Source organism: Leifsonia sp. TF02-11, from assembly GCF_017565305.1.
Classification (GTDB): Bacteria; Actinomycetota; Actinomycetes; order Actinomycetales; family Microbacteriaceae; genus Leifsonia.
The window spans coordinates 305942-319987 of record NZ_JAGEKP010000007.1 but is presented as its reverse complement, the minus strand read 5'-3'; the positions used below and the strand labels follow the sequence as shown (position 1 = coordinate 319987).

Here is a 14046-nt window from a genome sequence, read left to right as displayed (position 1 = left end):
CTCGACGTCAGATTCACGAATTAGCACACCTGTGCTACTTTAACCACCATGGTCTTGACAGCGATCGTTGTGTGCGAAGTTGCGTTCTGGGTGGCCCTCCTGGGCGGTCTCGCCGTCCGTTATCTGGCGGGGAGACCGCGTCTGGGGATGGCCCTGGTGTTCCTCGCTCCAGTGGTCGACCTCCTGTTGCTGTGCTTCGTGGCGATCGACCTCCTGGGCGGCGGGACCGCCTCGTGGCATCACGGCCTCGCCGCGCTGTACATCGGCATCTCCATCGCCTATGGGCATCGCATGATCGCGTGGGCGGATGCGAAGTTCGCCACGCGCTTCCGTGGCGCGCAGCCGCGGCAGAAGCCGGTCGGGACGGCGTACACGATCGCGTGCTGGAAGGACGTGGCGCGGACGTTGCTCGCCGTCGCCATCGCCGGCGGGATCGTCGGCGGCCTGGTGCTGGTGGTCGGCGCGCCGGAACGGACGGAGGAGCTGCTCGGGCTGTTCCCCCTGCTCGGCCTCGTGCTCGGCATCGACGTGCTCTGGGCCGTGAGCTACACCCTGTGGCCGAAGAAGCCGGCGCCGGGTCGGGCGGTGGGCTGAGATGCCGCGGCTGATCGACCACGACGAGCGCAACGAGGTCATCGCCCGGGCGGCGATCCGGGTGCTGACCCGGGACGGGCTGGCGGCCCTCTCCGTTCGCAACCTCGCCGCGGAGGCCGGGATCGCGACGGCGTCGCTGCGCCGCGCGTTCCCAACGCAGGACGCGCTGAGACAGTTCTGCTTCGACCAGATCCGCGATGCGGTGGCGACCAGGATCGCCGCGCTCAGCGGGGAGGGCACGTCGCTCGTTCTCGCGGTCCTCCTCGAGCTCCTCCCGCTGGACGCGACCCGCCGCGCCGAGTTCGTCGCACAGTTGCAGCTCGGGAGCCTCGCTCTGACCGACGCGACCCTGCAGCCGAGCGTGATCAACCTGTCGGCGGACGTGCGCCGAGCGTGCACGTCCGCCGTCGCCGAGCTCGCGCGGTGCGACGCGCTCGCGGCGGGGAGCGACGAAGCACTCGAAGCGGAGCGCCTCCACGCGCTCCTCGACGGTCTCGCCCTCCAGCTGCTGTGGGAACCGCGCGCCGACGCGGCCGAGTACGCCTCGCGGATCCTCACCCGGCACCTCGACTCGCTGACCGGTCGATCGGGATAAGTCCACCCCGGCTCCACCCGCAGGGGGAGCCGGATCGCGCGCGACGCACGTAGACAGGGGAGGTGACCCCGAAAACTCGCTCCACGCGTCCAGCCCATCCCGTCCTCCGCGCCGCAGGCGGGGTGCTCCTCGCCCTCTGCGGCGTGCTCCTGCTGCTGCGCGGCGTCATCGGCTTCGGCCCCGATGCTCCGCAGGGGACGGGCGCGCACCTCCTCGCCGTCGCCCTGATCGTCGTGGGCGTCGCCGCCATCGTCGGCGCGCTGCTGATCGGCCGCGCTGCGCGCGCAGCGTTGGCGGCGGTCGTCGTCTGCCTGGGCGTGCTCACCGTCGGACTCGGCACCGGCGTCGCCGTCGCGGTCGTGCCGTGCTCCTTTCCCGCGCCGTCGCACAGCGGCCTGACCACCGACGAGACGCAGACGACCGCCGGCGCACCGGCTCCGACCGGCACGCTCCGCGCGAGCGACGGCACCCGCCTCGCGTACTACGCCTTCGTCCCCGCGCACCCCGTCGCGAGCCTGGTCTTCTCCCACGGCTCCGGCGCGAACAGCGCGGCGGGCTACCTCCCGCTCGCTCGCGATCTGGACCAGGAGTTCGGGATCGCGACGTACCTCGTCGACCTCCGCGGTCACGGCGCGTCCGGCGGCCCGCGCGGCGACACCCCGAGCGTCGCCCAGCTGCAGCGGGACGAGCAGACCGCCGTCGACTACGTGCACCACGCACAGCCGGGCATCCCCGAGTTCGTCGGCGGCCACTCGGCGGGAGCAGGTGTCGTGCTCAACTCCGTTCCCGCGATCGCGCACGAGGTCGCCGGCTACGTCTTCGTCGCGCCCGACTTCGGGCTGCACTCCGGCACAGAGCTCGAATCCGACGCGTCCAACTTCGCGACCGTGTGCCAGCGCCCCCTCATCGCCGCCACCGTCACCGACGGCCTGCTCGACGCGCACGCCCCGGCCGTCGGTTTCGCCTACACGGCCGGCCAGATCGCGGGGGCACACCTCGTCGACCGCTACACGGCCGACATGGCGATCGCGCAGAACCCCGCCGATGCGGCCGGGACCCTGTCCCGGATCCCGCAACCGGTCGGCGTCTGGATCGGAGCGGACGACGAGGTGTTCGATCCGACCCGCGTGGTCGCCTACGCCCACCACGCCGCGCACGCGACGACGGCGATCGTCCCCGGCGCCACTCACCTCGGCATCCTCGACACGGTCGCGGCGCGCATCGGGCCGTGGATCGCCGGTCATTCGGCGTAGAGGCCCGCCTTCGGCCCGGGACGATCCGCATAGGCGATCGCGTGCGCGGCCGAGACGGAGACCGCGAATCCGCCGATCCCCGAGATGTGCAGATCGATCAGGTCGCCGTCGGCGAGCGGGCCGACTCCCGCCGGCGTACCCGTGGCGATGACATCCCCGCGCTCGAGGGTCATCACGGAGCTCGCGTAGGCGATGAGCTCTTCGACACCGAAGATCATGGTGCCGGTCGACGCGGACTGCCGCACCCCGCCGTTGATCGAGAGGGTCAGCTCGAGGGCGCCGGGGTCGCGCAGCTGGTCGGCCGTCACGATCCACGGCCCCATCGGCGTGAAGGTGTCGAACGATTTGCGTGTCGAACGGTCCTCAGTCGAGCGGACCGTGATGTCGAGCAGGCACGTGTAGCCGAGGACATGCTCGAGAGCGCGCTCCCGAGCGATGTTCCTGCCACCTCTGCCGATGACGACGGCGAGTTCGCCCTCGTAGTCCGTTCGCACGTCCGAGTACGGCAACCGGACGATCGCGCCGGGTCCGACGACGGAGCTGGGCGCTTTGAGGAACGCGCCCCACTCGCGGATGGTCGCCGAGTCGGGCATCTCGTCGATGTGGTCGTAGTAGTTGGCGGGCGCGCCGATGATCTTCCCGGGACGGGGCACCGGCGCTTCGAGCACCACCTCGGCGATGTCGGAGGATGGCAGCGAGCCGAGGTCCAGCGAGGCGAGCAGTCCGAGCACGGGCAGGCCGGCGACGGTGTCGATCAGGACCGGGTCCGCGTTCCCGAGGTGGGCCGTCACGTCGTAGATCCGCCCGTCCCGGATCACGCCGGTCCTGGAGCCGTTGAATCGCGCGATGATCATGAGCGGGCCAACCCGTCCGCGTAGGCGTCGCGCTCCGCCGGAGCGACCGCATAGCGGTCACGGCTGGGGGGAATGGCGGGGATCGCCACGCGTCGATCCGTGCCGTAGAGCCAGTCGAGGTAGTCGTAGACGTGCGGGGCGGCCGCGCGCAGCGCGACATTCCGCAGCTCCGCCTCGACGCCACCGGCGTGGCTCCACTCGCCCCAGAACCGCGATCCGTTCTGCACCGCGGAGGTGCGCGGGTACCGGAGCGCTTCGAACTCGCCCAGCCGATCGGCGAGGTCGTTCGAACCCGACACGAGAGCGGCCAGCTCGACCCCGTCCTCCATCGCCTGGCACGCGCCCTGCGCGAAGTACTGGTGGGTCGGATGGGCGGCATCGCCGATCAGCACGACCCTGCCGTCCACCCAGCCGGGTCGGGGCGTCCGGTCGAACTGCGTCCACTTCCTGGTCCGGTCCAGGTGCGTGATGAGGCGGTGGACCAGAGGAGAGGCGTCCGCGAAGGCGCCGTCGAGCTCGTCGAGCCGGCCCCAGGCGTCGCTTCCCGGCTCCCCCGCTTCGCTCCGGAACGAGCAGACGAGGTTGACCATCGACCCGCCTCTGATGGGGTAGTACATGACGTGGTGTCCGGCGCCGGCCTGGAGGGTGACGGCGTTCTCGATCTCCGGGAATCGCGGGAAGGTCCCCCGATAGATGGCGTACGACGACGCCAGCGGCGGCTCGTCGTCGCCGAGCGCCCTGCGCACCCGCGATCGGATGCCGTCCGCGCCGATCAGGATCTCCGCCGCGACCGCCGTCCCGTCGGAGAAGTGCGCCGAGACCGCGTCGTCGGTCTGGGTGACGTCGACGAGCTCCTTGGCCGGGTGGACCTGGACGAGGCCGGTGCGCTCCGCCGACGTCAGCAGCGCCGTGAGCAGGTCGCCGCGGTGCATGACCTGGTAGGGGGCGCCGTAGCGCTCGACGAAAGCCTCGCCGAAGGGGATCTGGAAGATCTCCTCGCCCGACGCGATGTCGCGCATGACCGCGCGATCCGGGAGGACGACCGCTTCGGTCAGGTACGGCGTGACCGACAGCTCCTGGAGGAGCCGAACGGCATTCGGGCCCATCTGGAGCCCGGCACCCACCTCCCTGATCTCCGCGGCCCGCTCGAAGAGGTCCACCCTGATCCCGTGGCGCGCGAGGGCGAGCGCCGCTGTGATGCCGCCGATCCCGCAGCCGATGACGACGGCGCGCGCGGCGAGCCGTGCCGATCGCGCGTTCATGCGCGCTCCTGCTCCGGGCCGACCTCGCTGCGGAGCAGGCCGAAGGGCTCGTAGATCGGCAGGTCGCTGAGCTCGAAGAGGACGACGTCCCCCTCGTCGGCGACGTGCTCGTAGCGGTGCCACGACGGGACCACGAAGAAGTCATTCTCCGCCCAGTCGTATCGCTCGCCCTCGATGATGCTGTGGCCGTGTCCTTCGAGAACGCAGAACACCGCGCTGGGCGTGTGGCGCTGGATGGTCGTGCGGCCGCCCTCGGGGAGGACGGACAGATAGCACGAGAGCGTCGGGATGACGTGGCCCCCGGTGAGCGGGTTGACGTACTCCAGTCGGGACCCCGTTGCGGGCTCGCCCTGTGCGCGGTGGTACTCGAGGAGGGCCGCCTTGGCGGTCGAGTACGGGTACTTGTTCAGCGGCGAGTGGAGCGCGCCCCAGTTCTCGTCGACGGGGTTGAGGCCGGCGAAGTAGCGGTGCACGCTGGCGTCTTCGGCCTGCGTGATCTTCTGGAGTTCGCCGTTCGGGTACTCTTCGGCGAACTGGGCGTGCTGGCCGCGGACGAAGGGCACGTCGAGGCCGTCGAGCCAGATCATCGGGACAGTGCCGTTGTGGCGGTGGTCGTGCCAGGTGTTCGGCGGCGTCAGCACGAGGTCGCCTCGCTCCATCAGCACCGGCTCGCCGTCGACCGTGGTGTGCCCCGAGCCCTGCAGCAGGAGCCGGATGGCGCTCGGCGTGTGGCGGTGTGCGGGAGCCGTCTCGCCGGGGAGGACCAGCTGGTAGCCGGCGACGAGGTTGTGGCTCGTCCCGAACTTCCTGGTCGGGTTCGAGGCGTTCAGGGCTCGCCTGTCGGTGTCCTCGCCGAGGTCGGCGATCGTGACCGCTTCCTCGAGCAGGGGGAAGATCTCGGCCGCCCTCCACACGTAGGGGACCTCGTCGAGGGTCGGCTCGGTCGCCAGCGTGCCGGGGATGGTCCACAGCGCGGCGACGTTGGCGTCCCGCAGCCTGGCGAAATAGGCGTCGGCCCGTGTCGCCTTGTCGATGTCTGTCATGGCAGCTTCCTCACTCATCGTCATTGATCGGGAATCAATTAGTCCGTCAACGGACTATCTATGGGATGGACGCTATTATTCCGTTAACTGAATGTCAAGAGAGGATGCAGCATTGGCGCTCGAACTCACCGAAGGCGGCCCCCTGCCGGAGCCGTTCCACGACCTGCTCGCCACCGTCCCCGTTCCCGCCGGTTCCGACATCCGGGTCGCCCGCGTTCCCTACTCGATCGATGGAGCCGACTTCGAAGGCTTCATCGCGCTCGATCGCTCCCTTCCCGTCTCCGGACCGGCCGTGCTCCTGCTGCACGCCTGGAGCGGCGTCGGACCGAACGTCGAGATGCGAGCGCAGATGCTGGCGCGCCTGGGCTACGTGGCCTTCGCCGCCGACCTCTACGGCGCGGGGATCCGACCGGGCACGCCGGCCGAGGCGAAAACAGTCTCGTCCGCCTACTACCGGGATCTTCCGCTGCTCGCCGATCGGGCGACGGCCGGCCTGGACACCCTCGCGCGCATGACCGGGGTCGAACCCGGCCGCGTCTCCGTCGCCGGCTACTGCTTCGGCGGCACCGCGGCCCTCGAACTCGCCCGCTCCGGCGCCCCCGTCGCCGGCATCGCATCGTTCCACGGCACGCTGCTCGGCCACGAGCCTGCCGACGCCGGGCGGGCGATCGCCCCGCTGCTGATCGTGGCGGGAGGGAGTGACGACATCGTCCCCGACGCAGCACTCCTGCGCCTGTTGGCCGAGCTCCGGACCTCGCAGAGGCTGTCCTGGGAGGTGGACATCCACGGTGGCGCGCCGCACGCGTTCACCGTGCCGGGAACCGAGCGGTTCCGCCCGGGCGCCGACGCGCGCAGCTGGGGTCGGTTCCAGCGATTCCTCGCCGAAACCAACCCCACCGCACAGCTCAGATGACGAACGAGGAGGCCGTCTCCGGGGCGAACAGCTCCTCCGGCTCACGCACTCCGGAGGCGAGCCCCTGGTCGACCGAGTAGCCGATCAGCGTCTCCAGCGCTGCGCGGTTCGCCTCCAGGCCATACGTCCAGAAGTCCTGCCCCATCAGGGTGCGCGTCTGCTCCGCCTCCTGATAGCTCCAGGGCAGCATCGACGCCAGCGCTGCGGTCTCCCCCAGGTGCGATGCGGCCAGGTCCTTCGCCGACTCGAACGCGGTGAACAGCGACCGTGCGATCCACCGATCGGCCTCGTACACATCGCGGCGGATGACCACCGTGTGCATCATCGGGAAGATGCCCGTCGCCCGGTAGTACTCGGTCTCCGCCCCCTTCGGGTCCGCCCAAAGGCGCCGGATCCGCGGGTCGCCCCGCAGGTACTCGGGAGGGACCCGCGGCGAGTAGATCGCGTCGATCTCGCCCGCGATCAGGAGCTCGCCGAGGGTCGCGTCGCGGTCGACCGGCTTCAGGTCGATACCCGGAGGAGAGATCGCGAGCTTCTCCCGCCGGCGCGGGTCGTACAGACCGCCGGTGCGGTACCGTACCGACCGCACGGGGACCCCGTGGTGATCGGCCAGGATGCCGCGGATCCAGACGGCCGCCGTCACCTGATACTCCGGGATGCCGACGGTCGCCCCGACCAGGTCGGCGGCACTGGCGATCGGCCCGTCGGCCCGCACATAGACGCCGTTGTGCCGGAAGGAGCGGGAGGGGAACACCGGGATCGCGACGAAAGGAGCACCGCGATCGAGGGTGAGCAGATACGAGGAGAGGCTCAGCTCCGACACCGGGAACTCGCGGTACGTCGCGGTGCGGTAGAAGATCTCCTCCACCGGGAGGGTGAGGACGGTGAGGTCGATCCCCTCCGGTCGCACCCTCCCGTCGGCGAGGGGCGCCGTGCGGTCGTAGGCGCCGCACGCGAGCGTCAACTGCTTCGCCATCGCCGCCTCAGGCCGGGGTCCGGGTGGCGTCGGGAAGCGGGGCTGCGGCCGGCGGCACACCGGGAGCCGAGTCCGAGAGGCTCTTCGTGCTGGTCTCCTTCAGCGCGAGCAGGCAGACCAGCGCGACGACGCAGGTCGCCGACATGATGATCGACAGCGGGAGGGTGCTGGATCCGCCGTTCGCCTGCAGCACGGATGCGAAGACCAGGGGCGTCAACCCGCCGAAGATTCCCGCGAGCTGGTAGCTGACCGAGGCGCCGGTGAAGCGGGAGACGGTGCTGAACTGCTCGGTCACCATCGCCGGCTGGGGTCCGGCGAGCGCTGCGTGGACGACCGCCTGGTTGATCGGGAGGACGATCGCCAGCGCGAGCACCGATCCGCTGCCGATGACCGGGAACAGCACGAACGACATCACGATCAGGCCGATCGTTCCGGCGATCATCACCGGTCGCCGGCCCAACCGGTCGGAGAGTGCGCCGTAGAACAGCATGAACAGCGCGGTGATGAAGGAGGACAGCAGCAGCACGTTCAGAACCGTCTGCCGCTCGAAGCCGTGCCCGGTGGCGAAGGCGAGCACGAAGGTGGTCAGCACCGCAGAGCAGACCGACCCCGCGATGGAGACGCCGAGCACGAGGAGGAGCGGGCGCCACTCGTGCCGGAGCACGTCGGCGAGCGGGAAGCGGCGCTGCGGGGCAGCCTTCACGGCGGCGAGGAAGATGGGCGTCTCGTGCACCTTGCTGCGGATGACGAGGCCTCCGGCCAGCAGCACGACGCTGAACAGGAACGGGATCCGCCAGCCCCACGCCAGGAACTGCTCCTGGGTCGTGAACGCCGAGACCAGCGCCAGCATGGCCGTGGAGAAGACCGACCCGGTGGGGGCGCCGGCCTGGGTGAAGCTGGCCCAGAGTCCGCGGCGGCTGGTCGCGTGCTCCGCCGAGACGAGGGCCGATCCAGCCCACTCGCCTCCGAGCGCGATGCCCTGGATCACCCGGAAGAAAGTCAACAGCAGCGGCGCGGCAACTCCGATCTGCGCCGCACCGGGGAGGAGGCCGATCAGGATGCTCGCGCCGGCCATCAGGCTCATCGTCCAGACCAGCATCCGCTTGCGGCCGAGCTTGTCTCCGAAGTGGCCGAACACGATGCCGCCGATCGGACGGGCGAAGTAGCCGGCCGCGAGCGTCCCGAAGCTGGCGATCGTGCCGACGACGGGGTTGAGGTCGGGGAAGAAGACGTGGTTGAAGACCAGGGCCGATGCCGTGGCGTAGAGGAAGAAATCGTAGAACTCCAGGACGCTTCCGAAGAAGCCGGAGAACACGGCCAGCCCGAGTTGACGATTGGGCTGGGCCACTTCTGTTGAGGGTGCACTCATCTCTGTAGACTCCGTTGTCGTGTGAACGGCGGACTTCGCCGTTTGCCAGATTCAGATGCATTCGGTCTCGATTGTCGTTGCGCCCGAATGCCGAGGGGCCGAGCGGCCTAACGCTCGGCCCCTCTTCGTACTTTCGTGTTGTGCCGCACCCGCCCGGTGGGGCCCGGTCGATCAGTGCGGCGGTGTGGTGCGATGCGACACTAATCCCAACTATTCCGTCAACGCAATAGTTTGGTGAGAGTTTTTCCGTTAACGGAATGATTCGGTTGTCAGGCCCGGTCGCCGGCGAGCTCCCCCGCCTCCACCACACGCTTGAGGAGGTCGACGAGCTGGCGCTTCTCCGCATCGCTGAGCGCGTCGGTGTACGCCTCCGTCATGTGCGCGGCGCGGTGTGCCAACTCGCGGAACTCCGCCTGACCCTGCGGGCTCAGCGTGAGCAGGTTGCGGCGGAGGTCGGCCGGGTCCTTGCGCATCTCCAAGAGCCCGCGCTGTGCGAGGCGGTTGACGATGGCACCGGTCGTCGAGGTGTCGAGCGAGGTGCCGCGGGAGATCGCGTTCTGGTCGACATCCGGCGACTCGGCGAGCACCGAGAGCACGGCGAACTGCGAGGGCGTGACCGCGCCGGAGACCGTGGAGACCCACAGGGCGTTGTGCACCTGATGGGCGCGACGCACCCAGTGGCCCGCCTGGCCCGACATGATGGGGAGCGCTTCGGCCCCCTGTTCCTCATCGAACTGCGCGTCGCGTTCAGCCATCCCGCCATGCTACGCGATTAGGACGTGTGCGGAATAACCTCGGTCACCGGGGCAGGACGACGACGTCCGCCGCCGCGAGTCCGAGAGCACGACCCTCGCGCACGCCGGCGACGATGTCGCGCACGGAGACCGCTGCCTCGATCGTCGTGACCCGGATAGGCTCGGCCGCGAGGCCCAGGGAGCCGTCGCCCCGCCGGCGGACCCGCACGATTCCGAACGCCCCGTCGGCGAGGTCGACGGTCCGGTCGGACGCGTCGCTGCCGGCGAGGACGATCCCCAGCGACGACGCGCCGCTGCCGGCCGGGGCGCGGCCGGAAGGGTCGACCACCGCACAGCCGGGGAGCGGAGGCGACCACCGGATCCCTGTCGCGGCGAGCACCGGCCGACCGGCGACGACCTGCGCCCAGTCGAGGTCGCGATCCCACTCGTGCGAGATGAACCAGGAGAGCGGCCCACGGGCGCCGGGCATCCGGGGCGCGAGGTCGCCGATGTCGACCACCCCTTCCGACAGGAGAACACCGAGCCGATCGGCGCCGAAGACGCCGATGCGCACAGGTGCGGCGTCCCGAACAGCCACGCCGACCACTCAGTCCGCGTCCCGAGCGGCGATGTCCGCGAGCCCGTCGATGGCGGCGGTGTAGCCGCGCCAGCCCAGCCCGCAGACGTACACGGCCGAACGGTCGCGGAACACATCGGACATGTCGGCACCGCGATGCCGGTATGGCTGCGACAGGTGGACGACGGCGAACGGCGAGCCGCACTCGGCGAGTGCATCCGCCAGGCTCCTGCCGTACGTGGTGAGCCCCGCGGGGTTGACCACGACGCCGTCGATCTCGTCCGCGAGCTCGTAGAGCCGGTCGATGAGAGCTCCCTCGTGATTCGACTGGAAGAGCGTCACGCGGATGCCGCCGGCATCGGCGTGCACTCGGATCCGCTGCTCGAGCTGCGCGACGGTCTCCGTACCGTACTGATCGGTCGGCCGTCGGCCCAGTCGATTCAGGTTGGGACCATTGAGCACGGCGATGTGCATCTCATCCTCCTCGGGTTATTCCGTCAACTGAATATATTCCGTTCCCGAGCGGCTGTCAAAGGCTCGGACGCGCCTACGCCCCCGCCCCACCGCCCGTCCTGGCGTCCAGCGCGATGAGGAGCGACGCACGCGTGCGCGCATCGTCGAGATCGACGTCGAGGATGCGCGCGCTCTCGGCGATCACGCGCCGCACGGTGTTCCGGTGGACGCCCCGGCGGCGCGCTGTCCGCTCCCAGCTGCCCGACTCCTCCAGCCACGTGTAGAGCGTCGGAATGAGCTGCTCCCTGACCTCCGGCTCTGCAGCATCGAGGCGGCCCAGCACCGCGGACGCGAACAGACCGCGCCGCTCGCCGTCGAGGAGCATCGACGCCGACGGTCCGATCGGCCACGCGTCCAGCGAACCCGTCCGCTCGAAGTGCGCGAGCACCAGGCGGGCCTCCGCCGCCCCTGCATCGAACTGCTTCACGCCGAACGGTCGAGTCGCGCGGACCGTCCAGCCGGAGCGCCCGGCCTCCTCCTGCAGGCCGGGGACGACGGAGGTCGACACGACCAGCGCGACCGCGTTCCCGACCGTGGTGACGAAGGGCGAACCGAACCGCCGCCGCCACCACGCGATGTCCGCCTCGGTCGGCGCCCGGCCCGCGAGACTCGCGAGACAGATGGTCATGTCGCGACCCTCGAAGGTGCGACTCAGATCGTCGAGGAGCTCGCTCCGCAGCGACGTGGTGAGATCGCCCCGGGTGATAAGGGCGCGGGTCACCGCCTGCTCGAGCCGCGCGCCGGGATCGGCGCTCCCGCGGAGCACGAGGTCGAACAGGCTGGACGCCACCGTGAAGATCGTCTGGTGCGTGGAATGCCTGCGCGATCGGCCGAGCACCAGGGCGGCGCCGTGCCGGAAGCCGTCGCTGCCCGGCAGCGCCAAGGCCACCACTTCTGATCCGAGCTCGGGCGACTCCACCGTCCGGATCGCGACACCCCGATGAGGCAGGAGCCCGTTCGTGAAAGCGTGCAGGTCGGCGCTCGAGAGCCGGGGCGTCCTCCCCGACCTCCAGATCACGGCATCGGTGACCAACGCCGCCCAGTCGACGCCGTCGGTCGCCACCCCGTCGAGGAGCTCGGCGATCGTGCCCTGCGCCGCGATGGAGACCAGCGCCTTGAGCCGGTCGGCGACGTGCTTGAGCTCCAAGTTCCTGCGTCGCTGCAGTTCGAGCGCGAAGGCCTGGACGATGCGGTGGAACGGCACCGACCGATCGATCGACACCAGCGTCACCCCCGCGCGCCTGCACGCGTCGATCAGGTGCTCAGGCACCCGGTCGTAGAGCGGCTCCAGCCCGAAGCCGAGGGCCGCGACGCGCGCGTCCCTGAGGTCGCCGACATACTCCGCCATCGCCTCAGGGGTGTCGCCGAGGCCCGCCCCCGCGGTCAGCACCAGCTGGTCCTCGACAACGTACTCGGTCAGGTGCGCCATCTCGGTCGTCGCGACCAGCGAGATGCAGCGGTCGTCGATCCCGCCGTCCACGATCACCCGCATGCCGAGGTTTCGGTCGTCGAGCAGGCGCTCGAGCGGGACGATGGAATCGAGTTCGTTCATCGGCGGCTCCGTCATCGCAGGTCAGGACGTGACGAGCCTATGTCGCGTCCCCGACCCGCTCCAGGTGGGTCGGCTCGAACATCGTCAGGACCGCCGGCACCACGATGACCTGCGGGCCGCCCTCGTCGAGCGCACGCCGGATCGCTGCCCCGACCTGTTCCGGGGCGACGGAGACGGCGGGGACACCGAACGATTCGGCGAGCGCGACGTAGTCCGGCCGCACCAGGTCGGTTCCCGTCGAGGCCCCGAATTCCGCGACCATGTACTCGCGGAGGATGCCGTATCCCCCGTCGTCGATGATCACCCAGACGACGTCCAGCGCGTGCTGCGCGGCGGTGGCCAGCTCCGCGATCCCGTACAGGGCACCGCCGTCTCCCGAGACGGCGAGCACGGGTCGTGGCCGACCGCTCGTCCGATGCCCGAATGCGGCGCCCAGGGCAGCGGGGAAGCCGTAGCCCAATCCCCCGGCGCCCTGGCCGCTCGCGAACCTCCCCGAGCGGGGATCCCAGGCCGACCAGGCCCAGTACGCCAGGATCGTCATGTCCCAGAACGAGTCGACGTCGTCGGGCACGCTGTCTCGGATCGACGCGATCAGCCCTGTCTCCAGCGAGAGCTCCTGTTCGCCGATCCGGGCGGAGACGGTGTCGGCGAGAGCCGCGATACCCGCGGTCGCGGCCGTCTGGTCGGCGTGCCCCGGCGATACGACGGGCTCGATCGCGGCCACGATCGCGCGCAGGGCGAGCAGAGCGTCCGCGTGGATCCCGAGGCAGCGGTAGTTCGCGCCGATGACTCCCAGGTCGGCGTCGATGTGGATGACCGTGCCACGGGGCGCGAAGGTGCGATAGTTCGTCGACAGCTCGCCGAGGCCGCTGCCGACGACGAGGAGGACGTCCGCACGTTCGAGATACTCGGTCACCGCGATGTCTTCGAGCCAGGACCCCGCGAACAGGCGGTGAGCGCTCGACATCGCGTCCTTGCCGCCGAAGGTGGTGAACACCGGCGCACCCAGGGCCTCCGCAAGTTCCTGCAGCGGACGCTGCGCCGACGCTCTGCTCACCCCGCCCCCGGCGAGGATCGCCGGCCGAGCCGCGTTCGCGAGCAGCCGCACGGCCTCGTCGATCAGTTCGGCCTGCGGCTCCGGCCGCGTCACGTGCGGCACGATCGGCCGTACGGGAGGAACGATGCCGTCGACCCCCTCGAGCAGGACGTCCTGCGGGATCTCGACCAGAGTCGGGCCGGACGGCGCGGAGAGCGCGTGCGCGTAGGCCTGGACGATCGCGGACGAGAGCTGGGAGACGTTCCGCACGGTGAAGACGGACTTCACCACCCCGCGGAAGGACGCGGCCTGGTCGGGAAGCTCGTGGAGGTACCCGTGGCGTCCTCCGCCGAGGCCGGCGACAGGGACCTGAGCGCTGATCGCGAGCACGGGGATGGACGATGCCGCGGCCTCCTGAAGAGCGGCGAGCGAGGTGAGCGCCCCCGGCCCGGTCGACAGCAGGAACGGCGCGACGTCGCCCGTCACCCGAGCGAGCCCGTCCGCCATGAAGCCCGCGTTGTTCTCGACACGTGAGCTCACGTACGCCAGGTCCGAACGCCGAAGGGCGTCGAACAGCCCCAGCGCGTGCTGCCCGGGAAGCCCGACCACGGCCTTCACTCCGAGCGCGGACAGCGTCTCGAGCACGACATCGCCTCCGATGCGTCGATCTGTCGTCATGGCGTCGCCCTTTCCTGGGTTGAGTGCGGGAGGCTCGACCGGTCGGGACAGCGCGGGCCGCGAGAAGAAGGCTACTGACACGGACGAACTGCGCATC

14 protein-coding genes are annotated in these 14046 nt (G+C 70.2%); 4 read left to right on the top strand and 10 right to left on the bottom strand.

The genetic code is table 11. The annotated features are described in order from the left end of the window. The first annotated feature begins 48 nt into the window (after positions 1–48). The 3 genes from JNB50_RS11780 to JNB50_RS11770 all read left to right on the top strand — a co-directional run bounded on the left by JNB50_RS11780 (position 49) and on the right by JNB50_RS11770 (position 2442). Positions 49–594: a hypothetical protein gene (locus JNB50_RS11780; RefSeq protein ID WP_208040327.1), complete on the top strand. Its 546-nt coding sequence runs from the start codon at positions 49–51 to the stop codon at positions 592–594. 1 nt (position 595) lies between these two features. After that, entirely contained in the window at positions 596–1189 is a 594-nt protein-coding gene (locus JNB50_RS11775; protein ID WP_208040326.1) for a TetR/AcrR family transcriptional regulator, read from the top strand. Between the two features lie 62 nt (positions 1190–1251). Next, on the top strand, positions 1252–2442 hold the full coding sequence (locus JNB50_RS11770) for an alpha/beta hydrolase (protein WP_208040325.1): 1191 nt from the start codon (positions 1252–1254) through the stop codon (positions 2440–2442). Here the strand turns inward: JNB50_RS11770 and JNB50_RS11765 are convergent. Genes JNB50_RS11765 through JNB50_RS11755 form a run of 3 tightly spaced genes read right to left on the bottom strand, consistent with a single transcriptional unit; the run spans position 2430 to position 5601 of the window. Further along, on the bottom strand, positions 2430–3296 hold the full coding sequence (locus JNB50_RS11765) for a fumarylacetoacetate hydrolase family protein (RefSeq protein WP_208040324.1): 867 nt from the start codon (positions 3294–3296) through the stop codon (positions 2430–2432). The genes JNB50_RS11770 and JNB50_RS11765 overlap by 13 nt on opposite strands. Next, positions 3293–4558, bottom strand: coding sequence for an FAD-dependent monooxygenase (locus JNB50_RS11760; RefSeq protein WP_208040323.1), 1266 nt, complete (start codon positions 4556–4558; stop codon positions 3293–3295). The genes JNB50_RS11765 and JNB50_RS11760 overlap by 4 nt, the downstream gene beginning before the upstream one ends. Then, positions 4555–5601 carry a cupin domain-containing protein gene (locus tag JNB50_RS11755; RefSeq protein WP_208040322.1) on the bottom strand — a complete coding sequence of 349 codons (1047 nt, stop codon included), beginning with the start codon at positions 5599–5601 and terminating at the stop codon, positions 4555–4557. Before JNB50_RS11755 ends, JNB50_RS11760 begins: the two co-directional genes overlap by 4 nt. 112 nt (positions 5602–5713) lie before the next feature. Between JNB50_RS11755 and JNB50_RS11750 the strand changes: the two genes are divergently transcribed. Next, the gene (locus JNB50_RS11750; protein WP_243768354.1) at positions 5714–6514 is read left to right on the top strand and encodes a dienelactone hydrolase family protein; all 801 of its coding nucleotides are present in this window, start codon (positions 5714–5716) and stop codon (positions 6512–6514) included. Here JNB50_RS11750 and JNB50_RS11745 read toward each other — a convergent pair. The 7 genes from JNB50_RS11745 to JNB50_RS11715 all read right to left on the bottom strand — a co-directional run bounded on the left by JNB50_RS11745 (position 6507) and on the right by JNB50_RS11715 (position 13949). Continuing rightward, positions 6507–7490: a hypothetical protein gene (locus tag JNB50_RS11745; RefSeq protein ID WP_208040320.1), complete on the bottom strand. Its 984-nt coding sequence runs from the start codon at positions 7488–7490 to the stop codon at positions 6507–6509. The genes JNB50_RS11750 and JNB50_RS11745 overlap by 8 nt on opposite strands. Positions 7491–7497: 7 nt before the next feature. Further along, positions 7498–8838: an MFS transporter gene (locus tag JNB50_RS11740; protein ID WP_208040319.1), complete on the bottom strand. Its 1341-nt coding sequence runs from the start codon at positions 8836–8838 to the stop codon at positions 7498–7500. A gap of 290 nt (positions 8839–9128) precedes the next feature. Further along, positions 9129–9614 (bottom strand): MarR family winged helix-turn-helix transcriptional regulator, encoded by a 486-nt coding sequence (locus tag JNB50_RS11735; RefSeq protein WP_208040318.1) that lies wholly within the window; start codon positions 9612–9614, stop codon positions 9129–9131. Positions 9615–9657: 43 nt separating this feature from the next. Then, positions 9658–10191, bottom strand: coding sequence for a hypothetical protein (locus JNB50_RS11730; protein WP_208040317.1), 534 nt, complete (start codon positions 10189–10191; stop codon positions 9658–9660). Between the two features lie 9 nt (positions 10192–10200). Then, a complete protein-coding gene (locus tag JNB50_RS11725) occupies positions 10201–10644 on the bottom strand; it encodes a type II 3-dehydroquinate dehydratase (RefSeq protein ID WP_208040316.1) in 444 nt (147 codons plus the stop codon). 73 nt (positions 10645–10717) lie between these two features. Further along, a complete protein-coding gene (locus JNB50_RS11720; RefSeq protein WP_208040315.1) occupies positions 10718–12235 on the bottom strand; it encodes a PucR family transcriptional regulator in 1518 nt (505 codons plus the stop codon). Positions 12236–12272: 37 nt separating this feature from the next. Next, positions 12273–13949 (bottom strand): thiamine pyrophosphate-binding protein, encoded by a 1677-nt coding sequence (locus JNB50_RS11715; protein WP_208040314.1) that lies wholly within the window; start codon positions 13947–13949, stop codon positions 12273–12275. Positions 13950–14046 lie beyond the last annotated feature (97 nt).